30 protein-coding genes are annotated in these 24,967 nt (G+C 62.6%); 16 read left to right on the forward strand and 14 right to left on the reverse strand.

The features are described 5' to 3' along the window. Nucleotides 1-12 precede the first annotated feature (12 nt). Nucleotides 13-444, reverse strand: a complete 432-nt coding sequence (locus tag ASE71_RS17960; protein WP_060518695.1) for a hypothetical protein — start codon at nucleotides 442-444, stop codon at nucleotides 13-15. Nucleotides 445-616: 172 nt separating this feature from the next. On the opposite strand from ASE71_RS17960, the gene ASE71_RS17965 reads away from it, so the two are divergent. Then, the gene (locus ASE71_RS17965; protein WP_060518697.1) at nucleotides 617-1,513 is read left to right on the forward strand and encodes a DMT family transporter; all 897 of its coding nucleotides are present in this window, start codon (nucleotides 617-619) and stop codon (nucleotides 1,511-1,513) included. Nucleotides 1,514-1,711: 198 nt separating this feature from the next. Here the strand turns inward: ASE71_RS17965 and ASE71_RS35805 are convergent, their stop codons facing one another. Continuing rightward, nucleotides 1,712-1,984: a hypothetical protein gene (locus ASE71_RS35805; RefSeq protein ID WP_127889314.1), complete on the reverse strand. Its 273-nt coding sequence runs from the start codon at nucleotides 1,982-1,984 to the stop codon at nucleotides 1,712-1,714. Between the two features lie 207 nt (nucleotides 1,985-2,191). Here ASE71_RS35805 and ASE71_RS17970 point away from each other — a divergent pair, with 207 nt between their 5' ends. Both ASE71_RS17970 and ASE71_RS17975 read left to right on the forward strand, forming a co-directional pair. Next, nucleotides 2,192-2,407 (forward strand): cold-shock protein, encoded by a 216-nt coding sequence (locus tag ASE71_RS17970; RefSeq protein WP_034788690.1) that lies wholly within the window; start codon nucleotides 2,192-2,194, stop codon nucleotides 2,405-2,407. Between the two features lie 144 nt (nucleotides 2,408-2,551). Next, nucleotides 2,552-2,998 (forward strand): BA14K family protein, encoded by a 447-nt coding sequence (locus ASE71_RS17975; RefSeq protein WP_034788692.1) that lies wholly within the window; start codon nucleotides 2,552-2,554, stop codon nucleotides 2,996-2,998. Between the two features lie 76 nt (nucleotides 2,999-3,074). Here ASE71_RS17975 and ASE71_RS17980 read toward each other — a convergent pair whose 3' ends face one another. Both ASE71_RS17980 and ASE71_RS36485 read right to left on the reverse strand, forming a co-directional pair. Then, a complete protein-coding gene (locus ASE71_RS17980) occupies nucleotides 3,075-3,716 on the reverse strand; it encodes an MBL fold metallo-hydrolase (RefSeq protein WP_060518699.1) in 642 nt (213 codons plus the stop codon). Nucleotides 3,717-3,888: 172 nt separating this feature from the next. Continuing rightward, nucleotides 3,889-4,056, reverse strand: a complete 168-nt coding sequence (locus ASE71_RS36485; RefSeq protein ID WP_089044992.1) for a hypothetical protein — start codon at nucleotides 4,054-4,056, stop codon at nucleotides 3,889-3,891. Between the two features lie 149 nt (nucleotides 4,057-4,205). Between ASE71_RS36485 and ASE71_RS17985 the strand changes: the two genes are divergently transcribed. Both ASE71_RS17985 and ASE71_RS17990 read left to right on the forward strand, forming a co-directional pair. Next, entirely contained in the window at nucleotides 4,206-4,829 is a 624-nt protein-coding gene (locus ASE71_RS17985) for a DUF1236 domain-containing protein (RefSeq protein ID WP_060518701.1), read from the forward strand. Between the two features lie 321 nt (nucleotides 4,830-5,150). After that, a complete protein-coding gene (locus ASE71_RS17990) occupies nucleotides 5,151-5,417 on the forward strand; it encodes a hypothetical protein (RefSeq protein ID WP_034788698.1) in 267 nt (88 codons plus the stop codon). A 79-nt stretch (nucleotides 5,418-5,496) separates the two neighbouring features. Here ASE71_RS17990 and ASE71_RS17995 read toward each other — a convergent pair whose 3' ends face one another. Beyond that, the gene (locus ASE71_RS17995; protein ID WP_060518703.1) at nucleotides 5,497-6,387 is read right to left on the reverse strand and encodes a branched-chain amino acid aminotransferase; all 891 of its coding nucleotides are present in this window, start codon (nucleotides 6,385-6,387) and stop codon (nucleotides 5,497-5,499) included. A gap of 268 nt (nucleotides 6,388-6,655) precedes the next feature. On the opposite strand from ASE71_RS17995, the gene ASE71_RS18000 reads away from it, so the two are divergent. The 4 genes from ASE71_RS18000 to ASE71_RS18015 are packed head-to-tail and all read left to right on the forward strand — an operon-like array spanning nucleotide 6,656 to nucleotide 9,856. Further along, a complete protein-coding gene (locus tag ASE71_RS18000) occupies nucleotides 6,656-7,135 on the forward strand; it encodes a MarR family winged helix-turn-helix transcriptional regulator (protein WP_034788710.1) in 480 nt (159 codons plus the stop codon). Between the two features lie 45 nt (nucleotides 7,136-7,180). Further along, nucleotides 7,181-7,882, forward strand: coding sequence for a response regulator (locus tag ASE71_RS18005; RefSeq protein WP_043618070.1), 702 nt, complete (start codon nucleotides 7,181-7,183; stop codon nucleotides 7,880-7,882). 32 nt (nucleotides 7,883-7,914) lie between these two features. Then, a complete protein-coding gene (locus ASE71_RS18010; RefSeq protein WP_034788716.1) occupies nucleotides 7,915-9,297 on the forward strand; it encodes an ATP-binding protein in 1,383 nt (460 codons plus the stop codon). 55 nt (nucleotides 9,298-9,352) lie between these two features. Further along, nucleotides 9,353-9,856 (forward strand): tetratricopeptide repeat protein, encoded by a 504-nt coding sequence (locus ASE71_RS18015; RefSeq protein WP_060518705.1) that lies wholly within the window; start codon nucleotides 9,353-9,355, stop codon nucleotides 9,854-9,856. 5 nt (nucleotides 9,857-9,861) lie between these two features. On the opposite strand, the gene ASE71_RS18020 is transcribed toward ASE71_RS18015, so the two are convergent. From ASE71_RS18020 to ASE71_RS18045, 6 genes are all read right to left on the reverse strand, one after another. After that, nucleotides 9,862-10,425 (reverse strand): protein-tyrosine phosphatase family protein, encoded by a 564-nt coding sequence (locus ASE71_RS18020; protein ID WP_034788722.1) that lies wholly within the window; start codon nucleotides 10,423-10,425, stop codon nucleotides 9,862-9,864. Nucleotides 10,426-10,430: 5 nt separating this feature from the next. Next, entirely contained in the window at nucleotides 10,431-10,772 is a 342-nt protein-coding gene (locus tag ASE71_RS18025) for a tRNA-binding protein (protein WP_034789031.1), read from the reverse strand. Nucleotides 10,773-10,810: 38 nt separating this feature from the next. Continuing rightward, nucleotides 10,811-11,770: a LysR family transcriptional regulator gene (locus ASE71_RS18030; protein ID WP_060518707.1), complete on the reverse strand. Its 960-nt coding sequence runs from the start codon at nucleotides 11,768-11,770 to the stop codon at nucleotides 10,811-10,813. 351 nt (nucleotides 11,771-12,121) lie between these two features. Then, nucleotides 12,122-12,940: a pyrroline-5-carboxylate reductase gene (gene proC, locus ASE71_RS18035; protein WP_060518709.1), complete on the reverse strand. Its 819-nt coding sequence runs from the start codon at nucleotides 12,938-12,940 to the stop codon at nucleotides 12,122-12,124. A 2-nt stretch (nucleotides 12,941-12,942) separates the two neighbouring features. Next, nucleotides 12,943-13,443 carry a YbjN domain-containing protein gene (locus ASE71_RS18040; RefSeq protein WP_034788736.1) on the reverse strand — a complete coding sequence of 167 codons (501 nt, stop codon included), beginning with the start codon at nucleotides 13,441-13,443 and terminating at the stop codon, nucleotides 12,943-12,945. Nucleotides 13,444-13,890: 447 nt separating this feature from the next. After that, nucleotides 13,891-14,151: an accessory factor UbiK family protein gene (locus ASE71_RS18045; protein ID WP_034789034.1), complete on the reverse strand. Its 261-nt coding sequence runs from the start codon at nucleotides 14,149-14,151 to the stop codon at nucleotides 13,891-13,893. Nucleotides 14,152-14,367: 216 nt separating this feature from the next. On the opposite strand from ASE71_RS18045, the gene lgt reads away from it, so the two are divergent. From lgt to ASE71_RS18075, 6 genes are all read left to right on the forward strand, one after another. Further along, nucleotides 14,368-15,204: a prolipoprotein diacylglyceryl transferase gene (lgt, locus tag ASE71_RS18050; protein ID WP_034788738.1), complete on the forward strand. Its 837-nt coding sequence runs from the start codon at nucleotides 14,368-14,370 to the stop codon at nucleotides 15,202-15,204. 61 nt (nucleotides 15,205-15,265) lie between these two features. Beyond that, the gene (locus ASE71_RS18055) at nucleotides 15,266-16,369 is read left to right on the forward strand and encodes a class I SAM-dependent methyltransferase (RefSeq protein ID WP_060518711.1); all 1,104 of its coding nucleotides are present in this window, start codon (nucleotides 15,266-15,268) and stop codon (nucleotides 16,367-16,369) included. Between the two features lie 151 nt (nucleotides 16,370-16,520). Further along, the gene (gene pgeF, locus ASE71_RS18060; RefSeq protein ID WP_034788741.1) at nucleotides 16,521-17,315 is read left to right on the forward strand and encodes a peptidoglycan editing factor PgeF; all 795 of its coding nucleotides are present in this window, start codon (nucleotides 16,521-16,523) and stop codon (nucleotides 17,313-17,315) included. Nucleotide 17,316: 1 nt separating this feature from the next. After that, nucleotides 17,317-18,468: a M24 family metallopeptidase gene (locus tag ASE71_RS18065; RefSeq protein WP_034788744.1), complete on the forward strand. Its 1,152-nt coding sequence runs from the start codon at nucleotides 17,317-17,319 to the stop codon at nucleotides 18,466-18,468. 89 nt (nucleotides 18,469-18,557) lie between these two features. Beyond that, entirely contained in the window at nucleotides 18,558-19,397 is an 840-nt protein-coding gene (locus tag ASE71_RS18070; protein ID WP_060518713.1) for a hypothetical protein, read from the forward strand. 207 nt (nucleotides 19,398-19,604) lie between these two features. Further along, entirely contained in the window at nucleotides 19,605-20,537 is a 933-nt protein-coding gene (locus ASE71_RS18075) for a ribose-phosphate pyrophosphokinase (RefSeq protein ID WP_034788749.1), read from the forward strand. 72 nt (nucleotides 20,538-20,609) lie between these two features. Here the strand turns inward: ASE71_RS18075 and ASE71_RS18080 are convergent, their stop codons facing one another. Beyond that, nucleotides 20,610-21,638, reverse strand: coding sequence for an aldo/keto reductase (locus ASE71_RS18080; protein WP_060518940.1), 1,029 nt, complete (start codon nucleotides 21,636-21,638; stop codon nucleotides 20,610-20,612). Nucleotides 21,639-21,755: 117 nt separating this feature from the next. Between ASE71_RS18080 and ASE71_RS18085 the strand changes: the two genes are divergently transcribed. Continuing rightward, the gene (locus tag ASE71_RS18085) at nucleotides 21,756-22,661 is read left to right on the forward strand and encodes a LysR family transcriptional regulator (protein ID WP_060518714.1); all 906 of its coding nucleotides are present in this window, start codon (nucleotides 21,756-21,758) and stop codon (nucleotides 22,659-22,661) included. A gap of 9 nt (nucleotides 22,662-22,670) precedes the next feature. Here ASE71_RS18085 and ASE71_RS18090 read toward each other — a convergent pair whose 3' ends face one another. Then, nucleotides 22,671-23,069: a DUF779 domain-containing protein gene (locus ASE71_RS18090; RefSeq protein WP_060518715.1), complete on the reverse strand. Its 399-nt coding sequence runs from the start codon at nucleotides 23,067-23,069 to the stop codon at nucleotides 22,671-22,673. Nucleotides 23,070-23,226: 157 nt separating this feature from the next. Continuing rightward, a complete protein-coding gene (adh, locus tag ASE71_RS18095; RefSeq protein WP_034788758.1) occupies nucleotides 23,227-24,735 on the reverse strand; it encodes an aldehyde dehydrogenase in 1,509 nt (502 codons plus the stop codon). Between the last annotated feature and the right edge of the window lie 232 nt (nucleotides 24,736-24,967).

A 24,967-nucleotide genomic window follows, 5' to 3' on the forward strand; every position in this document is an offset into this window, starting at 1 on the left:
CGCGCCGCATGTTCACGATAGCCGATCGCGAACCTCGCGCCGGAACATGAATTTCAGCCCGGACCAGACGGCATCGACCGCGCAAACCTTCACGTCGACAAGGCCGAGCGGCAGGAAGATTTCACGCAAAACGTCCTCGGTCAGTGTCGTCGGCCGCTTCGACGCCTTCTTTGGCCAGGAGACCCACAGCATGCCGTCCGGCTTCAATCTCGCAGCCAGCTTCGGCGCGAGCTCTTCCAAAACCGATCGCTCCGTTTCGAACACATGCGCATAGTCAATGTCGCGCGCGGCCACGGTGCCGATCTCGGTCTCGCTGGCCCGAAAGCCGGAAAAACCGCTGATCGCATCGAGCCCGGCTGGAACCCGAAGAAGCAGGGCCCGCTGCCCGTCTTTCAGCCCCAGCTTGGGCCCGAGCGGCGTGCCGGAATAGCCGGCATCGCTCATGGTCGCCGATCTCCGATGGGTGATAGGAGCTGAGCCCCCTCCTCGGCGCCCTCTCCCGGCACCGTGTCTCCGGCCGTTTCCATCGACAACAACTCCGCCCAACCGTGGCGACGATGAGCCTTGCCCGGCGAAAACGCAACTGCTAGACGCGCCTGTCCGAGGAGAGAACGACATGCCGCGCATTCAGGCCAATCTGCTGCTTTTGATTTCAGGCGCCATCTGGGGCGCCGGCTTCGTTGCACAGTCGACGGCGATGGATGCGATCAGCCCGCTGTGGTTCATCGCGCTTCGTTTTGCGATCGCGACACTGGTCGCCGTGCCCTTGGCCATCATCGAAACGAAACGCGCGGCCGAACCGATCAAGCTGACGACCGTGCGCAATTTCATCTTCATCGGCCTGGCGCTCTTTGCCGGCGCCGTGACGCAGCAATTCGGCCTGCTCGACACCAGCGTCACCAATTCCGGCTTCCTCACCGGTCTCTACGTCGTCTTCGTCCCGGTCTTGACGGTGATCTTCTTGCGCCGCAAGCCGCATTGGGTGATCTGGCCGGGGGCGTCGATGGCGCTGTTCGGCATTTTCCTCTTGAGCGGCGGCACGCTGTCGACGCTGACGGGTGGCGACTACCTGACCGTGGTCTGCGCTCTGTTCTGGGCGGTGCAACTGCTGCTCATCGGCCTGTTTGCCCCAAGCAGCGGCCGGCCGATGCTGCTGTCGATGACGCAATTCGCCGTCTGCGCCGTGCTCGGCTTCGCCCTCGCCGTCACGACCGAGCCGCTGAGCTTCGCTGCCATAGAGGGCGCGCTCTTCGAGATCCTCTATGCCGGCATCTTTTCGAGCGGCCTTGCCTTCATTCTTCAGGTCGTCGGGCAGCGCTACACCACGGCGCCGCAGGCTGCCATCTTCCTGTCGAGCGAAGCACTCTTTGCCGCCCTCTTCGGCGTTCTCCTGCTTGGCGAAGTCATCACCCCGATCGGTTATGCCGGCTGCGCCATCATCTTTGCCGCCATGCTGACGGTAGAGATCGTGCCGGAACTGACGAAGGGCCGCCGCGCCGCAGCACCTGCCTGAGGGCTCCTCAAGAAACTATAGGCACCCCACCGCCAAGACGCTGGACTGAGGCTTTACTTGCTGTTGTTCAGGCAATAGGCCCGTTGCTTCGCAACGAAGGCGTAGCTTTGCCCTGCGTTTTCGACCCGGCCCGATAGCTCTAGATTTTCTGCAAGAAATCTACGTAAGAAACCGCCGACGTGAGAAGCCTCAAACATATCAGGGAGTTGCCGACGGCACGCATCCTAAGCGATTGGCCTGCTTTACGCGCCGCGCACGAGAAATCGGCGAAAACCACTCAATTTTGCAGCAATTGTTTTCAAAAAGCTGTGATTTCAACAGCTTGCGATATATTTTGCGCAACGCCCCACAAAGCCGCAAATGACCGATTTTTGAGCAATGACAAGACGCAATACCAATCCCGAAAAGTTTTGCTTGCCAATTCAAAATAAACCCATCAATCTTACTTTCGTTCGGGCAATCTGCGAACATGGGAAGATCTTGAAATAAAAGCGGGCCGGAGACGCAAAAACTCCGGGCGGCCAGACCGATGGGAAGCAGAGATGCGGCCCTTCCAATGGCTGGCTGCGGTAACCAGGACCCTTTCCTCAAACGTCGAGAACTGCCTGCCAACGCCCATCCGGGCACATTGCAATGCTACCCGTCCGTCAAACGGGTGGAGAGAAAAGGACCTGACGCATGGCCGAAACTGGCACTGTAAAATTCTTCAACACCGACAAGGGCTTTGGTTTCATCAAGCCTGACAACGGTGGTGCAGATATCTTCGTACACATTTCCGCGGTCCAGGCTTCCGGCCTGACCGGTCTGACGGAAAACCAGAAGGTAAGCTTCGACACCGAACCGGATCGCCGCGGCAAAGGCCCGAAGGCGGTCAACCTGCAGATCGCCGGCTAACGCCGTTATCTGCTGACAGATTCCAGTTGAAGCCCGGCATTCTTGCCGGGTTTTTTTGTTCAGGCTCGGTTCAGTTTGGCCGCGTTAACCTTCCTCCATCATGAAGGCCGGGTTGATCCGGTCCATGCGAAGGATTGAAGCCAAATGAACAAGTTCATCAAAGCCGCCGTTCTCTCGATCGCCGCAGCCGCTATGGTCATCCCGACCTTTGGCGCCGCCGAGGCAGGCGGCAGGCATCACCACAACAATGACGATGCATGGGCAGCTGGTGCAGCAGGTCTCGTTGCCGGCGCTCTGATCGGCGGCGCGATCGCTTCGCAGCCGCGTTACAACGGCGGCTACAACGAGCGCGTCTACATCGATCCGGAACCGGAATACGACTATTACGAGCCGCGTCCGGCCTACCGCCCTCGCCCGGTCTACCAGGCACGCCCTGTCGTCGTCGACAGCTATGGTGGCGGTTACCGCTCGCTCGAGCCCTGGACCCCGTCCTGGTACCGCTACTGCGCGCAGCGTTACCGCTCGTTCAACCCGGATAGCGGCACCTTCCGCGGCTACGACGGTCGCAGCTACTTCTGCACCGCCGGCTAATCAGGTTCGGCGTAAGAATCGAAAAGCCCATGTCTTGATAGAGACATGGGCTTTTTTCGTGAGCGTGTGCTGGGGCTCAGAGCCCGCGCAGATAAGGATTGGTGCGGCGCTCCTCGCCGATCTGGCCGCCCGGGCCATGTCCGCAGATGAAGCCGACGCGATCGCCGAGCGGCAGGATCTTGTCGCGGATCGAATCGAGCAATTGCTGGTGATTGCCGCCGGGCAGGTCGGTGCGGCCGATCGAGCCGTGGAAGAGCACGTCGCCGACATGGGCGAAGTTCTGCGCCCGGTTGAAATAGACGACGTGTCCCGGCGCATGGCCCGGGCAATGCAGGACTTCGAAGATATGGGCGCCGAAGGAGACCGTGTCGCCTTCTTCGAGCCAGCGATCGGGAATGACGTTCTGAACCTTCATCGCCAGACCGAAGCGCTCCGCCTGGCTTTCGAGCCTTTCGAGCAGCGGCAGGTCGTCCTTGTGCGGACCGATGATTTCGAGCCCGAGGGCGTCCTTCAGTTCCTTGGCGCCGCCGGCATGGTCGATATGGCCGTGGGTGATCCAGATCGCCTTCAGCGTGATGCCGTTTTCGCGGATGGTCTGCAGGATGAGATCGACGTCGCCGCCGGGATCGACGATCACGCCTTCCTTGGTCTCGCTGTCGAACAGCACGGTGCAGTTCTGCTCGAAATGGGTAACCGGGATGATGCCCGCCTGTAACATGCGCGTCTGCCTCTCTAGAGCATGTCGCGCAAAAGTTTGGGAGCGGTATTGCGATAACGACATGCGACAAATCCAGAACCTAAAGCGCAGGAAGCGAATCTGGAAGATCGCAACGCGCTCTAGGATCTCGTCATCTTCCTATAGCGGCAATTGGCGGCGGTGACAGCGCCAATCAGCGAAGCGAGGCTATTTGCGGTGCAGACAGCTGCTGGGGTGCCGGCCACTGCACGGTAGTCATCAGCAGCGCCGAAATCGCGATCTCCGCGGCGACGACGATCCGAACGACCGGCTTGAGGCTGCGCGCGGCGACGTTGTTCTGATCCGGCTGAGCATTCTGCATTTTGTCCCTCTCCCGTTGCCTGTTCTCCTGGCGTGTCCTGCCCTCGGCAACGGCTGGAGAATGTCACAGCGTCACATTTCGTGACGTTCCCGGGGGAACATCCGCGCGCTTGCTGGCGTTTGGCCCTCGTCAATATAAGGAGAAACACGATGGTGAAGCTTACCCGCCCCCTGTTGCGAGCCGCTGCGGCCGCGGGTTTGGTGTTGGCGATCGGTACGCCGTCCGCCTTTGCAGCCATGACCGCGACCACGGTGACGGACCTTAACATCCGCACAGGTCCGGGCCCTCAATATCCGACAGTCGGCCTTGCGACCCGCGGTAGCACCGCGGTTATCGACGGCTGCATCGAAGGCAGCAAGTGGTGCCGCATTGACATCGGCGGCGTGCGCGGCTGGGTCTATTCCCAGTATCTGACGACGGATTTTGGCGGTTCTGCCGTCGTGGTCCAGGAGCGTCGGGCCGACCTGGCCATTCCGGCCGTCACCTACCAAGTGCAGCCCAATGACCCCGTGATCGTCAGCAGCGGCGACGAATTGATCGGCCCGGTCGAACAGATCGACCCGATCGTGCCGCCGGAGAATGTGCGGACCTACGTCACGTCCAACCCCGGCGAGACCGTCTATCTCGATGGTGAAGTCGTTGTCGGTGCCGAACTGCCGCAGACCGTGGCCGTTCAACGCGTTCCCGACTACAGCTACGACTATGTCAGCATCAACGGCCAGCCCGTTCTGGTCGAGCCGGCAACGCGACGCATCGTCTACGTCTATCGCTAACAATCGAGCCCCCCGGCAATCGTTCGGTTGCCGGGGGTTCCCGCCGTGCCTGCATTACCCTCCCTCGCTCTCCCGACAGCACGAATCATGCGCGGCAAGGCCATCCCCTCCAGCCGCCCCCGCCGCCGGCTTCGTTTTCCCGCTTTGCCTGTAAGAGCTTGCCTCTGCCTAAAATCAAGCCATTTCAATTGGCTACGAAGCGGGCGCCGCAACGTCATTTCACTCAAATTGACAATAATCCGGAATAGGCTTCAACCTATTGATGCCGGCTCATCGGCTTTTAGTGGCGCGTCCACGACGAGCCACGACACGGAGGGATCAATGGAAGCATTAATGCCTATCATTACCCAATTGATCGCGGGGGCCGCCGGCGGGAACGCGGCCAGCGCAGTGTTGAAGCAGCAGGCATTCGGTGTCGTCGCACGGACCATCGTCGGCGCCATCGGAGGCCTTGGCGGTGGGTTCCTCATTCAGATGCTCGGCGGAGAAGCAGCCGCGACCGGTCTCGCCATGCAAGCCATCGGTGGCCTTGTCGGCGGCGGCGTACTGAGCGGAATCGTCGGGCAATTCTTGGGGAAGACCGCCTAACTCTGCGATCATATCCGTAGCAAGACAAAAGGCGGCCCGGGGGCCGCCTTTTCTGCTTTCGAGAGCATTCCGGATGCCGTTATTCGGCTGCCGCGGCAACCGGATAGACTTCCTTCATGTAGTCGTTCATCAGCGTTTCGCAGATCGTCGCCGGCGTGAAGCGGAAAGGACCGATTTCGGAAACCGGCGTCACTTCGGCGGCCGAGCCGGTGAGGAAGCATTCGCTGAAACCGGACAGTTCCTCCGGCATGATCGCCCGCTCGACCACTTCATAGCCGCGGCGCTTGGCAAGCTCGATCACCGTGCGACGGGTGATGCCGTCGAGGAAGCAATCCGGCACCGGCGTGTGGATGACGCCGTCCTTGACGAAGAAGATGTTGGCACCGGTCGCTTCGGCCACGCGGCCGCGGTAATCCAGCATCATCGCGTCCGCATAGCCCTTGGCCTCGGCCGCATGCTTGGAGATGGTGCAGATCATGTAGAGGCCGGCGGCCTTCGACTTCGAAGGTGCCGTCTGCGGATCCGGGCGGCGATATTCTGCGATATCGAGCCGGATGCCCTTGAGCTTTTCGGCCGGGTTGAAATAGCTGCCCCACTGCCAGATGGCGATGGCGACGTTGATGCGGTTGTTCTGCGCCGAAACGCCCATGCTCTCGCTGCCGCGCCAGGCGATCGGCCGCACATAGGCCTCGGAGAAGCCCTGACGCTTCAGAAGCTCGACGCTGGCTGCGTCCAGTTCCTCCACCGAATAAGGGATCTTGAAGCCGAGGATTTCGGCGGACTGATGCAGGCGCTGGTTGTGCTCGGTCAGCTTGAAGATGCGCCCGCCATAGGCGCGCTCGCCCTCAAAGACCGCGCTGGCATAGTGCAGGCCGTGGGTCAGCACGTGAATCTTGGCATCCTTCCACGCGACGAACTCGCCGTTGAACCAGATCTGTCCGTCCAACTGATCAAAAGGAACCGCTGCCATGGTGTCATCCTCCGGCGCATGCGCGCCATTCTTAGTTGATTATCGCCCTGCTTTCAGTCTATCGGCAAACTGATTGAGGGAAAATTCAATTTCGTGATTTTGGATTTGCGATCGGAACGGCACGGCATATCCTTTCAGATGTTGCCAACGCCAAATGTCTCGCTTACCGAGCATGGACGCTAATGCTATGGTAAAAATATGTCAACAAAGCTGACATATTTTTTCGAATGTTTCGCAAGTTGCAATCAGGCTGAAAGGAAATGACCGCGTGGCCGGCCAATCCAAAGAGAACACCCGGTATCTGAACGATGCCGCCGCCGATGACGATACGATCGATTTCGAGATCATCGAGCTGCTCTTCTTCGCCTATCGCGACTTCACCTCCGACCCGGATGCGATCCTGGAAAAGAGCGGCTTCGGACGGGCGCACCACCGCGTCGTGCACTTTGTCGACCGCGAGCCGGGCATGACGGTCGCCGACCTCCTGGACACGCTGAAGATTACCAAGCAGAGCCTTGCCCGGGTGCTGAAGCAACTGATCGACTCCGGGTATATTCGCCAGGAAACCGGCCCTGAAGACCGGCGCCAGCGTATGCTCTACACGACGGAAGAAGGCCAGGCACTGGCGCGTGCGCTTGCCGAGCCACAGTCCCGCCGCATAGCCGATGCATTGGCAAGAACCGGTCCGGGCGCGCGCGAAACGGTCAAGCGCTTTCTCGCCGGGATGAAGAACAACGCCGCAGACTGACGCCCGCCGTAGCGCGGGTCTGGCCTGCAACTTGGGAAGCGTGGAATGACGACAAAAGCGACTGTCTCGGACGATGCGGCTCACCTTCTGGTCGTTGACGACGACCGGCGCATCCGCGATCTGCTCAACCGCTACCTGGTCGAACAGGGTTTTCGCGTGACGACCGCGTCCGATGCGGACGAAGCCCGCCGCAAGCTCGTCGGCCTCGACTTCGACCTTCTGATCGTCGACGTGATGATGCCCGGCGAAAGCGGCATTTCGCTCACCCAGAGCCTCAGGCAAATCAAGACCGTGCCGATTCTGATGTTGACGGCCCTGGCGGAATCCAACTCCCGCATCGAGGGTCTCGAGGCCGGCGCCGACGATTATCTGTCGAAGCCCTTCGACCCGCGCGAACTGGTGCTGCGCATCAACAACATCCTGCGCCGCAACCAGCCGGCCCAGGCCCCCAAGGTCGACCAGGTGATCTTCGGTCCCTACACCTTCTCGGTGGTGCGCAAGGAGCTGCGTCGTGGCGCCGATCACATCCGCCTGACGGACCGCGAGCAGGAGATCATGACACTCTTTTCGCAACGTGCCGGCGAAACGATCCCACGCCACGAGTTGATCGGCGACGATGCCGAGGTCGGCGAGCGCACGATCGACGTGCAGATCAACCGCCTGCGCCGCAAGATCGAGGACGACCCATCCAACCCCGTCTGGCTGCAGACGGTGCGCGGCATCGGCTACCGGCTGAGCGTGGACTGAAATGGCAGCCCTTCCCATGAGCGCGGCAAACCATGGCAAGCTTTGACGGCATAGAGCACGGCGCATCCGGGGCGAACGACAATGCCTGGAGGCGGTTCACCCGCTGGCTGCGCCGTCGCCTGCCCATGGGGCTTTACGCCCGCTCGCTGCTGATCGTCATCATTCCCATGGTGCTTCTGCAGTCGGTGGTCGCCTTCATCTTCATGGAGCGCCACTGGCAGCTGGTGACGCAGCGCCTGTCGGCCGCCGTCACCGGGGACATTGCCGCGATCGTCGATCTTATCGACACGTTCCCTGCCGACCGCGACATCTCCGAGATCATCCGCATCGCGCGCGATCAGCTCGATCTCAGTATCTCCGTGGACCCGCCCGGCGAACTGCCGCCGCCGCGCCCCAGCCCCTTCTTCGAAATCCTCGACCAGATCCTCGGCGAAGAGATTTCCAACCAGGTCCGCCGCCCCTTCTGGATCGATACGGTCGGCAACTCCAAGCTCGTCGAGATCCGCATCAAGCTCGATGACGGCCGCATCCTGCGCGTCTATGCCCGGCGCAACCAGGCCTACGCTTCCAACACCCACATCTTCCTCGTCTGGATGGTGGCGGCCTCGCTGGTGCTGCTGACGATCGCGGTGCTCTTCCTGCGCGGCCAGATCCGCCCGATCCTGGCCTTGACCAAGGCGGCCGAAAGCTTCGGCAAGGGCCAGAAGATCGACGACTTCGCGCCGCGCGGCGCCGATGAAATCCGCCGCGCCGGCCTCGCCTTCATCCAGATGCGCGAGCGCATCGAACGCCAGATCGAGCAGCGCACCGCGATGCTGACTGGCGTCAGCCACGATCTTCGAACCATCCTCACCCGCTTCAAGCTGCAGCTGGCGCTTGCCGGCAACAACCCCGATCTCGAAGGCCTGAACCAGGACGTCGATGACATGCAGAACATGCTGGAAGGCTATCTGGCCTTCGCCCGCAGCGAAGCGGAGGAGGACGTCGGCCAGCTGAAACTCAGCGACCTGATGACCCGGCTCGCCGCTGAAGCCGAACTGCTCGGCAAGACCCTGACCACATCCATCGAGGGGGAAGACGATATCCGCGTGCGGCCAAACGCCTTCACCCGTCTCGTCGCCAACATCGCCTCGAACGCCTACCGCTACGCCAACACTGTCAAGATCGATGCGCGCCACAGTGCCAAGTGGCTCACCATCACCGTCGACGATGACGGCCCAGGTATTCCCGAACGTTCGCGCGAGGATGTGTTCAAGCCGTTCTTCCGCCTCGACGAAGCCCGCAATCTCGACAGTTCCGGCACCGGCCTCGGGCTGGCGATCGCCCGCGATATCGCCCGCAGCCACGGGGGCAACGTCACGCTTGGCGACAGCCCGCTCGGCGGCCTCAGGGCAACGGTGCGCGTCCCGGCTTGACGTTCCCGCGCGGGCGGGCCACTTCTGGCCACGAATGGGCTAAGGGGAACGGGCCATGGTAGACGCCATCGATTGGGCTGACTGGGAGCGACGGCTGGCCGAACTCTGGGCAACCTTCGACCCGACAGATAGCGACGCCTTTATCGCCCGCATCGATGCCCTTGCCGCCGAACTGCCGGCAGGACATGCCATCGGATTGTTCGAAAGAGCCTCGGCGCAGGATTCGACCGGCCATGAGATGAAGGCGGAGCCGCTCTACCGGCAGGCGCTGGAAAACGGTCTTCAGGGAATTCGCCGCCGACGGGCCACCATCCAGCTCGCCAGCACCCTGCGCAATCTCGGCCGCGCCAAAGAAGGTGTCGCCCTGCTTACCGCCGAGCGGGACAAGCCATCGGACGAACTCGACGATGCGGTCGTCGCCTTCCTGGCGCTCTGCCTCGTCGATACCGGCCAGGCGCAACAGGCGGCCGCACTCGCGCTCGGCAGCCTGTCACGGCACCTCCCCCGCTACAACCGCTCACTCAAGCGCTACGCCGAGATGCTGTTGCCGGAGAGTTGAGCCCGTCAGCGCTGGTAGATCGAGGTCAGGCCGCGTCGTTCGTTGAAACGGTGCCAGGCGTCGATACGGCGCGGATGACGGGCGCGCATGACATCGAGCGGCGCGAGCAGCCGGCCGCCGCGGCCAAGGGCGGCATCGAGGATTTCGATGATGCGACGGTTCGGCCAGGGCTTGCGGGTGATCGCCAAGAGCGCCCGGAAGGCTTCGTCCTCTCGTCCCGCGCCAAGCTGATGCGCAATCAGACCATAGGCAAAGGCCGTCGAGCGGCTGACGCCGGCATGGCAATGCACGAGAATGCGGCTCTCAGCATGCTCGGCCGCCGGGCGCATCGCCTCGAAAACTTCGAGCACCAGATCCGGGAAATGCTGGGTGGCGGTCGGGTTTTCCTGGTCGCGCATGCGCACGACCCGGTGGCTGGCGTCCGCAATCACGGGCACGTTGGCATCCGGCAATTCGGGATCGAGCAGCGACAGCACATGACTTGCGCGCCAGTCGCGCGCGGCATCGGCGGCGCGCCAAAGGCAGGACACCTTGACGCGCTCGGGGATCACTTCGAAAGCAATGTTCATGGGGATCACATCAATTTCTTGCCGTTGGGGACCGGCCGTTCGGTGGCAGCCAGCACGATCGCACCGGCCTCGTCTGCAAAGCCCAGCGTCAGCACTTCAGAGCGCACAGGTCCGATCTGGCGCGGCGGAAAATTGACAACGCCCAGCACCTGCCGCCCGACGAGATCCTCCGGACGATAATGCACCGTGATTTGCGCTGATGACTTTTTTATGCCGATTTCCGGGCCGAAATCGATTTTCAGCTTGATGGCCGGCTTGCGCGCTTCCGGAAACGGTTCGGCCTCGACGATGGTGCCCACGCGAATGTCCACGCGCTCGAAATCAGCAAATTCAATAGTTTCAGCCATCGTCATTCCCTATGTGAAATCTTATCCGAGGAGGTGGATTAAAGCATCGGGCGAGATTTCGGAAGCACGGCGGCCTCGGCGGGCTCCCCGCGAAATCTGGCCTCCTCCCATGGGCGACGCGCGAACTGCTCGGCAAGGAAATCGATGAAAACACGCACGCGTGGCGGCAAGAATCGCCGGTGCGGATAGACGACCGTGATCGGCTCTGCCTCGGCATAGTTGCTGCCGGTCAGAAGCGGCACCAGCAATCCCGCCTTGATATCCCCGCCCACGAGCAGTTCGGAAAGGCGCACGATGCCGATGCCTGCGAGCGCAAGCCGTCGGAGCGCTTCGGTGCTGTTGGCTTCGACTGAGCCACGAACACGGATCGCACGCCGGCCGTTGCCATCCTGAAATTCCCAAACGTTGAGACGGCCGCGGGCGGTGATGGCAAGGCAGACATGCCGCTGCAGGTCGTCAGGCGTTTGCGGCGCGCCGTGCCGCTCGAGATAGGCGGGTGCAGCGCAGATGACGCGACGGTTTGGTGCGAGCCGCCGCGTCACAAGCGTGCTGTCGCTTTGCTCCGCGACCCGCAGCGCAACATCCGCCTCACCGTTCATGAGGTCGACGACCGCGTCGCTGAAATCGAGTTCCAGGTCGATCTCCGGAAACCGTTCGATGAAATCAGGCAGCATGGGCACGATCAGGCGATGACCGAAGGCGCTGGGCAGGCTCACCCGCAACCGCCCGCGCGGCACCGCCCCCGGTTGGATCGCAACCTCCGCATCTTCCATGTCGCCGAGGATGCGGCGGCTCGATTCCGCATAGGCACTGCCTTCGCTCGTCAGGCTGATGCTGCGCGTCGATCGCTGCAGCAGGCGCACGCCAAGGCGCGCCTCCAGCCGGCCGACGATCTTGCTGACCGCCGATGGCGTCATGCGCAACCGCCGCGCCGCCGCCGAGAAATCTCCCTCCTCGACGACAGCGAGAAACACCGCCATGGCTTCCTGTCGATCCATCCATCTATTCCATTTCGTCACAGATAAACGGAATTTAACATGGATTATCGCCGCGAGCGACAGGCTGTAGCTTGGACCGGAACTCAGACAGCGAAGCTTGAGGGGTAACGGAAATGGGCAAGCAGCCGAGCAGCAGTCTACCGATGAGTTATGAGCTGCATTCCTGGGCTCGGAGTCAACGCAGCATCGCGATCGGCGACCTCTGCCGCCGCGCGATCGGCGCATTCTGGAGAAGTCTCGTCAATCGCCAGCCAAGCCGCGATCACGGGGCCTGCGCCGGCGCTTCCCCGGCGCGAAACCCTTAGGCCAGGCGCCATGCCGGCCCAACATGGGGCCAGCCGAATTCAATATTCAGCCTGCGAGTTCTTCCGCGCGCTCGCGCGCCGCAGCGATCGCCTTGTCAAACAGCGGCTGCATGCCGTCGTCGGCCATCAGCACGGACAGTGCCGCAGCCGTCGTGCCGCCGGGCGAGGTCACTTTCTGGCGCAGCCGCGCGGCTTCGTCAGGCGACTGGTGCAAAAGTTCGCCAGCCCCAGCGACGGTTTCCCGCGCGAGCCGCATGGCGAGGTCCGCCTCAAGGCCGGCCTTGCGGCCCGCCTCCGCCATGCATTCGACGAGGTAGAAGACATAGGCCGGACCGCTGCCCGAAACGGCGGTGACCGCATCGATCTCGGCTTCGGTGCGGACCCATTCGACCGGACCGCTGACCTTCAGGAGATCATGAACCTGAGCGCGCTGCTGATCGCTGACGCGGGCATTGGCAAAGGCGCCGGTGACACCGCGGCCGATCATGGCCGGGGTATTCGGCATGGCGCGCACGGTCGCCGCGGCACCGAGATGGGCTTCGATGAAGGAAAGCGTCTTGCCGGCAGCAACGGAAACGATGACGGTATCCGGGCCGACGAGAGATTTCAGCGGCGGCAAGACGGCGTCCATCACCTGCGGCTTGACCGCAAGGAAGATCACACCCGCCTGGACACCCAACGGTACCGAGGTCGCATGCGTCACGCCGTTGTCGGAGATCAGCTGCGCCATGGCCGGCGGCGGGCCGGGATCGACGACGAGAACGTTCGCGCCTTTAACGCCGCTCTTCAGCCAGCCCGAAAGCATAGCGCCGCCCATATTGCCGGCGCCGACGAGCACGATGGGACCGGAAGCGGCGTTCGTCATGATCAGGCTTCTCCAACCGTTTCGAACAGGACGGCATCGACGGCGCGCTGCGCGTCCATGCCGGACCAGACGACGAATTGAAACGCCTGATAATAGGATTCGCAAGCGTCGAGTGCGCTCGAAAGCAGAACTTCGACCTGCTGGTTGGTGGGCTCGGCGCCGCCGGCAAGCAGCAGCGACTGGCGGAAGATCACCACTTCCTCCTGGCGCCACAAATCGAAATGGCCCATCAGCACCTGCCCATTGATATGGGAGAGCAGACGGATGACTTCGTTGACCCGGCTTTCCGACACCTTGATGTCGAAGGCACAGGCCAGGTGCAGCGCCTCGAATTCCTCCATCCAGGAGAAGGAAACGTGGTAGTCCGCCCACTTGCCTTCGACCGTCATGGCGATTTCGTCTTCGCCGGATCGTTCGAACGACCAGTCGTTATTGGCAGCCACGAACTCGATCATATCGACCGGGTTGGATTGGCGCTCGACTTCCATTTCCAAAAGGCTCATGCATCACCCTGCATAGGTGTGGCACGGGCATGCGTCATCACGCTCACAAGACGCAACGCCGCAAACCCAACACCGATTACAAACACGTATGATTGCTGAACTCACATCCATCCTGGCTGACTTACCCTGCCCGGAGCTTACGTGGTTCGTTTCGAATCATCATTTAAAATCAGTGTATAATGGCGGAGTCAGGCTGCCAGCCCCTCGGCCCAAAAATAGCCGTGAACAATCGCGTCCACGTTGTCATGTGAATGAAGCGGTTGAGCTTAACTGACTCTGCCATAAGGGTTTTTTGGCAGTGTCCACAGGTGGAAAACTTTTCAGGTTTTATTAACCACCCATCATGCCGTTTCAGACCTATGCGGCTGAACCACAGCAAAACGCCCGCAGATGAGGTCCGCGGGCGAAGTAAAAACGCTGAAATGCCGTTATTTCAAGGGAATCGCGTTACTTGCCCGTATCGACGAGACGCGCTTCGAGAGCCTCAATACGGGCCAGAAGCGCATCGTTTTCCTCGCGCGCCTTGATGGCCATTTCCTTGACCATTTCGAACTCTTCGCGCTTGACGACGTCGAGCGAATTCAGCGCCCGCTCCGCCTGCGCCCGGAAGGCCGTTTCAACCTCGCGGCGCACGCCTTGAGCGGCGCCGGCAGCATCGGTCATCAGCTTGGCAAAGTCATCCAGGATGCGGTTGGTGCCTGTGCTCATCGTCGCGATCTCCATATCAGCCATCGCCTCTAAAGGCGCGATGCGGTCCATGGGTTTCAGGTAGGGTCACCGGCCGCGCGATGCAAGAAAAATCACGCGCGCCATCACGGCTCCCTTCACGACCCTGTGTCCGGGGCGCGCATTGCCGCCCTTGACCGAGGTGAAATCGCTCGCCATGGTCCGCCGAAACAACCGGCCCGGCACGAGAACAATAAATTGGAAACATTAGCGACCCGCCTCGCCATCCTCCCCTTCCCCGAAATCGACCCCGTTATCGTCCAGATCGGCCCGCTGGCCATCCACTGGTACGGGCTCGCCTATGTGGCGGGCATTCTCCTCGGCTGGTTCTACGCCCGGCGCCTGGCGATGAACGCCTCGCTCTGGCGGGACGACAAGCCGGCCATCACGCTGCAGCAGCTCGACGACTTCCTGCTGTGGGCCGCCGGCGGCATCGTGCTCGGCGGCCGCATCGGCTACATTCTCTTCTACGATCTCGGCTCAGTGCTCGCCAATCCGATCCGCGCGCTGGAAATCTGGAACGGCGGCATGTCGTTCCACGGCGGCTTCCTCGGCACGACCCTCGCCATGATCCTGTTTGCGCGCAAGAACAAGATCGCTATCTGGAGCCTGTTCGACATCGTCGCCGCCGTCGTCCCGATCGGCCTGTTCTTCGGTCGTATCGCCAACTTCATCAACGGCGAACTCTGGGGCCGCCTCTCGTCGATGCCCTGGGCGATCGTATTCCCGACCGGCGGTCCGTTCGCCCGCCACCCGAGCCAGCTCTACGAGGCCGCCCTTGAAGGTATCGTCCTGCTCTCCGTCCTCGCCTGGTTCATCTATCGTCGTCACGCGTTGAAATCCCCGGGGCTCGTCACCGGCATCTTCGTGCTCGGCTATGCCCTGAGCCGCATTTTCGTCGAATTCTTCCGCGAACCGGACGCGCAGATCGGCTATCTTGTCGGTGGCTGGCTGACCATGGGCATGCTTTTGTCGCTGCCAATGGCGCTCGCCGGCATCTGGGCCATTGCCCGGGCGCGGCGCGCAGCCACCTGAGAGCGGATGGGGCAAGGGCGCGCGGCTATTCCGGCCGCCGCCCCGCGAATTGGACGAAGGCATGACGACACCACTTGCGGACAAGATCAAGGCGCTGATCAAGACCCACGGGCCGATCAGCGTCACCGATTATTTCTCGCTTTGCCTGGCGGATCCGGAGCACGGCTACTACCGTGTGCACGAGCCCTTCGGCAAGGAAGGCGACTTCACCACGGCGCCGGAGATCAGCCAGCTCTTCGGCGAGATGATCGGCATCTTCCTCGTCCATGCCTGGCAGCAGCACGGCAAGCCTGAGGGCGCCGTGATTGCTGAAATCGGCCCCGGCCGCGGCACGATGATGGCCGACATGCTGCGCGTCGTGCGCCGCCTGGCACCTGATCTCTATGCTTCCGCCGGCGTGCATCTCGTCGAAACCAGCGAACGGCTGCGTAAGGTGCAGTCGGAAACGCTCGCCGCCCATGGTCACAAGGTCGAATGGCACACGAGCTTCGAGACCCTGCCGGAAGGCTTCCTGCTGCTTGCCGCCAACGAGCTTTTCGACGCCATTCCGATCCGGCAGTTCGTGCGCACGGCGCAAGGCTTCCGCGAGCGCATGGTCGGGCTTGATGCCACGGACGAACTGACCTTTGCCGCCGGCGTTGCCGGCATCGATCCCGAGCTTCTTCCGACGCCGGCGCAGGGTGTTGCCGAAGGCACGATCTTCGAGATTGCTCCCGCCCGCGACGCTGTCATGTCGGCCCTCTGCGAACGGTTGAAGATCAGCGGCGGCACCGCCGTGATCATCGACTATGGCCATATGGCTACCGGCTATGGCGATACGCTGCAGGCCGTGCGCGATCACGAATACGATCCGCCGTTCGCCAGCCCCGGCCGCGCCGATCTCACCAGCCACGTCGATTTCGAGCAACTCGCCCGCCGCGCCAAGACGGACGATGTGCAGATCAACGGTCTTGCCCACCAGGGCGATTTTTTGGTCGGCCTCGGTCTTCTGGAACGCGCCGCGGCCCTTGGCCGCGACAAGGATGCGCTGACGCAGGAAACCATCCGCCAGGACGTCGAGAGGCTTGCCGGCGCAGGCGCCGGAAAGATGGGCGAACTGTTCAAGGTCCTGGCCGTCAGCAGCCCGCCGGTGCCGCTCTCGCCGTTCCGCAAACCGAAGGCTTGAACCTCCACCCGACGGCACCCCTGCCGTTCGGGAATTGACAGCCCTGCCGTCGCGGGTCAACATCGCGCCGGCAAATCAAGAGCCAGTCGCCGGGCCGGAGCGCGCGCCCAAACCCATTGATTTTCCTGATAAAGCAAAGGCGAATATACCAATGCAGCATGACGCCGCGCTCTCTCCTGTGCAAAGCTCGCTTTTCAGCGAGAAGGCCGGACCGGCAATCGCCCATGGCTATTTCACCCGAACAGGCGGCGTTTCCGAAGGGATCTATCGCGGCCTCAATGTCGGGCTTGGCTCCAAGGACGAGCGTACCCATGTCAACGAGAACCGCGCCCGCGTCGCCCGCTGGTTCGGCGCCTCGCCAGAGCGCCTGGCGACCGTGCACCAGGTCCATTCCCCAGACGCCGTGGTGGTCGACGAAAGCTACGACGGCGCCCGCCCCGAGGCCGATGCGCTGGTGACGGCAACGCCGGGCATCGTGCTCGGCGTGCTCTCGGCCGATTGCGGCCCCATCCTCTTTGCCGATGCCGAAGCCAACGTCATCGGTGCCGCGCATGCCGGCTGGAAGGGCGCGCTCGGTGGCGTGCTCGAAAGCACCATCGACACGATGGTTTCGCTCGGCGCGCAGCGCGAGCGCATCGTCGCCTGCCTCGGCCCGTCGATCAGCCGTCGGAACTATGAGGTCGGCTCCGAGTTCGTAGAACGCTTCGTCGCGGCGAACGAAAGCTACGCCACTTTCTTCCGGCCTTCGGAGCGCGACGGCCATGCCATGTTCGACCTGCCAGGGCTGACGATCAAACGGCTGGTCGAAGCGGGCGTTGCCGCCGAGAATCTCGACATCTGCACCTATGCCGACGAGGAGCGTTTCTTCTCCTATCGGCGCACGACCCACAGGCAGGAACCGGACTACGGCCGACAGATTTCCGCCATTTGCATACGAGGGACCTGACATGGCGCTTCACTTTGCCCAGGAAGAATATGCAAGCCGTCTCGAGCGGCTGACGGAGAAGATGCGCGAGGAGAAGCTGGACGCGGTGCTGCTTTTCGCCCAGGAGAGCATGTACTGGCTGACCGGCTACGACACCTTCGGCTACTGCTTCTTCCAGACGCTGGTCGTCAAGAAGGACGGCTCGATGGTGCTTTTGACGCGCTCGGCCGACCTGCGCCAGGCCCGTCATACATCGAATATCGAGCGTATCGAGATCTGGGTCGACCGGGCCAATGCCGACCCGACCATGGATCTCAAGAACCTCTTGAGCGAACTCGACCTGCTCGGCTGCCGCATCGGCATCGAATACGACACCCACGGCATGACCGGCCGCGCCGCGCGGCTGATCGACCGGCAGCTACAGACCTTTGGCGAGCTGATCGACGCCTCGCATCTGGTCGGCCGCCTGCGCCTGATCAAGAGCGAGGCGGAAATCGCCCATGTCGAAAAGGCCGCAAGCCTTGCCGACGACGCGCTCGATGCCGCCCTGCCCCTCATTCGTCCTGGCGGCAACGAGGCCGACATTCTGGCCGCGATGCAGGGAACGATCCTTGCCGGCGGCGGCGACTATCCGGCCAACGAGTTCATCATCGGCTCCGGCGCCGATGCGCTGCTCTGCCGCTACAAGTCCGGACGGCGCCTGCTGGACAGCCAGGACCAGCTTACGCTGGAATGGGCCGGCGTCAGTGCTCACTATCATGCGGCGATGATGCGCACCGTCGTCATCGGCGAGCCGACCAATCGCCATCGCGAACTCTACAGCGCCTGCCGCGAAACCATCCAGGCGATCGAGATGGTGCTTCGCCCCGGCAACACCTTCGGCACCGTCTTCGACGTGCACGCCAGGATCATGGACGAACGCGGCCTTGCCCGCCACCGGCTGAACGCCTGCGGCTATTCGCTCGGCGCCCGCTTCTCCCCCTCCTGGATGGAGCAGCAGATGTTCCACCTCGGCAATCCCCAGGAGATCGAGCCGAACATGTCGCTGTTCGTGCACATGATCATTATGGATTCCGACAGCGGCACCGCCATGACGCTTGGCCAGACCTACCTCACCACGACAGACACGCCGCGCGCGCTGTCGCGTTACGGCCTGGACTTCATTTCTGCTTAGGGAAATCCGCCTAGACTTGCGTTCGTAATGGCAGACGACAGGAGACGTTTCAGGAAACTGCCGCGAAGAAACGGACGGACGGTTTGAACATGCGAAAGCTCACCACGCCCATCGTAGCTCTTGGCCTCGCCATTGCGCTCGCCGCCTGCAACAGCACCGAGATGCTGACGCCACAGGTTGACGTCGGCGGGGGAACCTTCCGCTCGCCGCCAGTGACGCAATCCGACCTCGACGCCATGTCGACGCAGACGGCGATGGCGCCGGTACAGCGCGAACCCGTCAGCCAGACCACCGCCTATTCGCCTCAGCCGGCTCCGTCGAACACACCGACGGCCTATGCCACCGGCGACGCGACCTATACCGATCCGGCCGGCACCTTCGAGGGACAGGCAAGCCGGCTTGCCGCCGGTTCCGAGCCCGTCCAGAACACGATCGAGAGCCGCCAGGCACCGGTGGAACAGGCGCCAATACAGCACACGCCCGTTCAGCAGGCGGCGGCCGCGGCCGAAGAAATCCAGAGCCAGCCGACCGTCGCCGCCCTGCCGAAGGCAAGTGCTGCCGCGAGCGGCACGATCCGCTTCCTGCCGATCATCGGCGCACCGGTCCAGGCGGTGACACCGCTTTCCAAACAGCTCGGTGCCGACGCTCGCGCCCGCGGCCTGACGATCAAGGGCTCGGCGGACGCCAGCAGCGAGCATATCCTCAAAGGCTATTTCTCGGCGCTGAAGGACGGCGACAAGACGACGGTCGTTTATGTTTGGGACGTGCTCGACGGCAGCGGCAACCGCCTGCACCGCATCCAAGGACAGGATCAGGTTCCCGGCGGCGGCACGGATTTGTGGAGTGGCGTTCCGGACACAACCATGCAGGGAATTGCGACGAAAACCATCGACGCCTATCTCGAATGGCGGCAATCTCAAGCCGGTTGACACAAAGTTTTTAGGATATTGGCCTTCGCGGCGCAGCATTCCCCTTGCATTCAAGTTCAGTCTCGCTAAAAAGCGGCCGATCAGCTCTGAACGGCGGCCATCCGCAAAGAATGACCGCGATTGGAATGGCTCTCGGAATCTGCGCGGAAAACACCGCTGCCGGAAAAGTACCGGACGGTGACCGCGCCAGCTCAAGGCGGTCCGTCAATGAAGGTTTTCGCAGGTAATTCGAACCGGCTCCTGGCCGAAGCGATCTGCAACTATCTCAACCTGCCTCTCGGCAAAGCGACGGTACGCCGTTTCGCCGATCAGGAAATCTTCGTCGAGATCGGCGAAAACGTACGCGGCGAGGATGTCTTCATCATCCAGTCGACCTCGTTTCCCACCAACGATCACCTGATGGAACTGCTCATCATGATCGACGCGGTGCGCCGCTCCTCCGCTCGCCGCATCACTGCCGTGCTTCCCTATTTCGGCTATGCCCGCCAGGACCGCAAACCCGGTCCGCGCACGCCGATCTCAGCCAAGCTGGTCTCCAACCTGATCACCGAAGCCGGCGCCGACCGCGTGCTGACCCTCGATCTTCATGCCGGCCAGATCCAGGGCTTCTTCGACATCCCGACCGACAACCTCTATGCGATCCCGATCCTGGCGCGCGACGTCAAGGAAAACTACGACCTGAAGAACGTCATGGTCGTTTCGCCGGACGTCGGCGGCGTGGTACGCGCCCGTGCGCTTGCCAAGCGTCTCGACTGTCTGCTGGCGATCGTCGACAAGCGCCGCGATCGTCCGGGTGAATCCGAAGTCATGAACGTCATCGGCGACGTGAAGGGCAAGGACTGCCTGCTGATCGACGACATCGTCGATTCCGGCGGCACGCTCTGCAACGCGGCCGAGGCGCTTTTGAAGAACGGCGCGACCAGCGTCACCGCCTACATCACCCACGGCGTTCTCTCCGGCGGCGCGGTTGCCCGCGTTACCTCGTCGATGCTGAAGGAACTGGTCATCACCGACTCGATCCAGCCGACGACCGCCGTCCAGTCAGCCCACAACATCCGCGTCATCTCGACCGCGGGCCTGCTCGGCGAAGCCATCAGCCGCACGAGCCAGGAAGAGTCGGTATCGAGCCTCTTCGACTGAGGTCGTCCGGAACGCCCGAATTTCCAAATCGCCGGCGCCACACGCGCCGGCGTTTTTCGTTGCGGGACGCGGTTACTCCCCGAACGCCTGGGCCAGCGGCTGGTCGACGAGATTGTCGATGAACCAGTTGGGATAGACAGGCGCCGGCACGGTCTCGGCATCGAGCGCCGAGATCTCCGCCGCCGTCAGAGCGAGATCGGCGGCGCCAAGATTGTCCTTCAACTGGTGGGGCTTGGAAGCGCCGAGCAGCACACTGGTCACCGCCCTCTTCGAAAGCAGCCAGGCGATCGCCACCTGGGCGACACTCGCCCCATGTTCGCCGGCGATGCCGCGCATGCGCTCCACCAGCTTGAAGCCCTGCTCCTTGTCGAAGGGCAAAATGTCGAAGCCGGAATAGCGGTTGTCCGGATCGCCGAGATTGTCGCGGGTGTACTTGCCCGAAAGGAAGCCCGAAGCCAGCGGGCTCCAGACCGTCAGCCCCAGCCCATAGCGCTGCATCATCGGAATGACGTCACGCTCGACGTCGCGGCCGAGCAGCGAATAGTGCATCTGGCCGTGGGTGAAGGGCGCCAGCCCGTTGGCCTTCTGGATTTCGAGGGCCGCTGCCACCTTCCAGGCCGACCAGTTGGAAAAGCCGATATAGCGTACCTTGCCGGAGCGCACGACCGCGTCGAGCGCTGCGAGCGTTTCCTCAAGCGGCGTATGCGGGTCTTCCTTGTGGACGATATAGGTGTCGATCCAGTCGGTGCCGAGGCGCTTCAGGCTCTGGTCGACCGACCGGAGAATGTGACGGCGCGACAGACCGGCCTGGTTGAGCGACGTGCCGGTGCGGAAACCGACCTTGGTGGCGATCACCACCTCGTCGCGACGGGACTTGAGCGCCGCACCCAGGATCCGCTCCGATTGGCCGGAGGCATAGGCGTCGGCCGTGTCGAAGAAAGTGATGCCGGCATCGAGCGCCTGCCCGACAAGGGCGTCGGCAGCCTCGGCATCGGTCTTGTAGACCGCGCCGAGGCTGCGGTCGCCGGCAGTAAACGTCATCGCCCCGAAGGCGAGGCGCGAAACCACCAGACCGGTATTTCCAAGCGTCGTATATTGCATGTCGATCTCCATCCTCTGAAAGTCAGGTTGCCGTTGGACAGATCATGCCGGAGTGGATTGCTATGAAAAACCACCGCTCTCTTGATAGGCTTGGAAGAATTGCTTCATAATCGACGGATGGCGAACGACCCTTTCAACGGACTGAGAGAGTTTCTGGCTGTGGCAGAGGCAAAGAGCTTCACCGCAGCAGCGGCGACGCTCGGCGTCACGCCCAATGCCGTCAGCCAGACGATCAGGGCACTCGAAGCCCGTCTCGGCCTCCAGCTTTTCGTGCGCACCACCCGGCGCGTTGCTCTGACCGAGGCGGGCCTCGCCTTCCTGAAGCGCGTACGTCCCGCCGCCACCGAGATCGCCGACGCCTATGAGTTGCTCGGCGATTTTCGCGACCGGCCCATGGGCAATCTCCGGCTGACCGTGCCGCGCATGGCCATCCCGCTGGTGCTGACGCCGCTCCTGCCGCGGTTTCGCCAGGCCTATCCGGACGTTTCCGTCGAAGTCTCCATCGACGATGCGGCCGTCGACATCACTGAACACGGCTTCGATGCCGGTATGCGCATCGGCGAAGCGGTCGAGCGCGACATGATTGCCGTGCGGCTGACGCCTGACATCACGTGGGCCGTGGTCGGTTCGCCCTCCTATTTCGTCAAGCACGGGCGGCCGTCGACACCCGAGGACGTGACGCGCCACGAAGCCGTCCGCTATCGTTATCCGGGATCCGGCACGATCTACCGCTGGGAGTTCGAGCGCGAGGGGCGCGACGTCTCGGTCGATGCTCCGGGCGCCCTCACCGTCAATGATTTTCAGATGCTCATGGAGATGGCGGAGGCCGGCACCGGGCTTGCCTATCTGCCGGATCTTTCGGTGCGCGACGCCGTTGCGAGCGGCCGCCTCGAACGGGTGCTCGAAGCCTATCTGCCGACGTCGCCAGGTCTTTTCATCTATTTCCCCGCCAAGGCCCAGACACAGCCAAAACTGCGGGCCTTTCTGGACCTGGCGGCAAAAGTCATGCGGGAGCGGACATAGTTCCGCAGCTCACCGTCCACGGAAAACCACGGCACAGGCCTCGCCGCCGCCAAAGAGCCGGGAGCGCGTCAGGAAACGTCTCTCCCGTCCGTTGTCGAGCGAAAACATGCCGCCCCTGCCCGGCACCACGTCGATGATCAGTTGCGTGTGTTTCCACACTTCGAACTGGCTGGCGCTGATATAGACAGGCACGCCGCCGATCTCGCCGAGCTTCACGTCATTGTCGCCGACGATGTAGTCATCGGCCGGATAACACATGGGCGACGAGCCGTCGCAGCAGCCACCGGACTGGTGAAACAGGATATCGGGGTGATCCCGCCGGATTTCGGCGATGAAGCCGAGCGCCGCATCGGTTGCAAGCACGCGGGGTTCGCCGATTCCGCTGGATCCTATGAGTTCAGTGAACATTCGCGAGCCTCACTGTTCGAGAGCATTCTGCAAAAAGCCGGCTGAGGCGCGGGTGGAGAGCACGCCTCAGCCGTTGATCGAGCGAGAGGGAAAGGAGGAGAACACCCTCCCTCCCGCTCCTGTCGCCTTCCCCAGGCGGCGGGGAAGGCAGATCCGATCAGAAGAAGCCGAGCGCCTTGGGGCTGTAGCTCACCAGCATGTTCTTGGTCTGCTGGTAGTGATCGAGCATCATCTTGTGCGTCTCGCGGCCGATGCCGGACTGCTTGTAGCCGCCGAAGGCCGCATGCGCCGGATAGGCGTGATAGCAATTGGTCCACACACGCCCGGCCTGGATCTCGCGGCCGAAGCGGTAGCAGCGGTTGGCATCGCGGCTCCACACACCGGCTCCGAGGCCATAGAGCGTGTCGTTGGCGATCTCCAGCGCTTCGGCCTCGGTCTTGAAGGTGGTGACCGAAACGACAGGCCCGAAGATTTCCTCCTGGAACACGCGCATCTTGTTGTGCCCGCGGAAAACGGTCGGCTTGACGTAGAAACCTTCCGACAGCTCGCCTTCGAGCACGTTGCGGCCGCCGCCGGTCAGCACCTCGGCGCCTTCCTGTTTGCCGATATCGATGTAGGATAGGATCTTTTCGAGCTGTTCGCTCGACGCCTGCGCGCCGATCATCGTGGCGCTGTCGAGCGGATTGCCCTGGCGGATCGCCTCGACGCGCTTTACCGCCCGTTCCATGAAGCGGTCATAGATGCTCTCCTGCACCAGTGCGCGGCTCGGGCAGGTGCAGACCTCACCCTGGTTCAGCGCGAACATGGCAAAGCCTTCGAGCGCCTTGTCGAAGTAGTCGTCGTCTTCGGCGAGCACATCGGCGAAGAAGATGTTCGGCGACTTGCCGCCGAGCTCCAGCGTCACCGGAATAAGGTTCTGGCTGGCATATTGCATGATCAGCCGCCCGGTCGTCGTCTCGCCGGTAAAGGCGATCTTGGCGATGCGTGGGCTGGTGGCGAGCGGCTTGCCGGCTTCGAGACCGAAACCATTGACGATGTTGAGCACGCCGGCCGGAAGGAGATCGCCGATCAGCTCCGCCCAGACGAGGATCGACGCCGGTGTCTGCTCGGCCGGTTTCAGCACGACGCAGTTGCCGGCCGCAAGTGCCGGCGCCAGCTTCCAGGCGGCCATCAGGATCGGGAAGTTCCAGGGGATGATCTGACCGACGACGCCGAGCGGCTCGTGGAAGTGATAGGCGACCGTGTCATGGTCAATCTCGCCGATCGAACCTTCCTGGGCGCGGATGCAGGCGGCGAAGTAGCGGAAATGGTCGATGGCAAGCGGAATGTCGGCGGCCATGGTCTCGCGGATCGGTTTGCCGTTGTCGAAGGTCTCGGCCCGCGCCAGCAGTTCGAGATTGTCCTCCATCCGGCCGGCGATCTTCATCAGGATGTTGGAACGCTCAGCGGCCGAGGTGCGGCCCCATTTCTCGCGGACGGCATGGGCAGCATCGAGCGCCAGCTCGATATCGGCGGCATCCGAGCGCGCCACCTGGCAAAGCACACCGCCGGTCACCGGCGTCGTATTGTCGAAGTAGCGGCCGGCCACCGGCTCGCGCCATTCGCCACCGATGAAGTTGCCGTATTTCTGTTTGAACGGGCTTTCGACGATCTTCTGATGCAACATGGTCATTCCTCCCTGAGACCCAGCAATGGAGCTGTGAGGAGGAGCGTGGAGCGGTTCGGTTGTCTTCGATAGTGAGGCGTGATCGCCCGCGACGGGATCTGTTTCAGAATTGAGACAGCCAGGCGCCAGCTACTGTGCTGCAACGCAGCAAACGGGAACGGACACGATCAGAAGCTGCACCTCATCCCCCTGCCGGGACCTTCTCCCCGCGAGCGGGGAGAAGGGGCAAGCG

Origin of the sequence: Ensifer sp. Root954, assembly GCF_001429005.1 — a bacterium.
GTDB classification, from domain to species: Bacteria; Pseudomonadota; Alphaproteobacteria; order Rhizobiales; family Rhizobiaceae; genus Ensifer; species Ensifer adhaerens.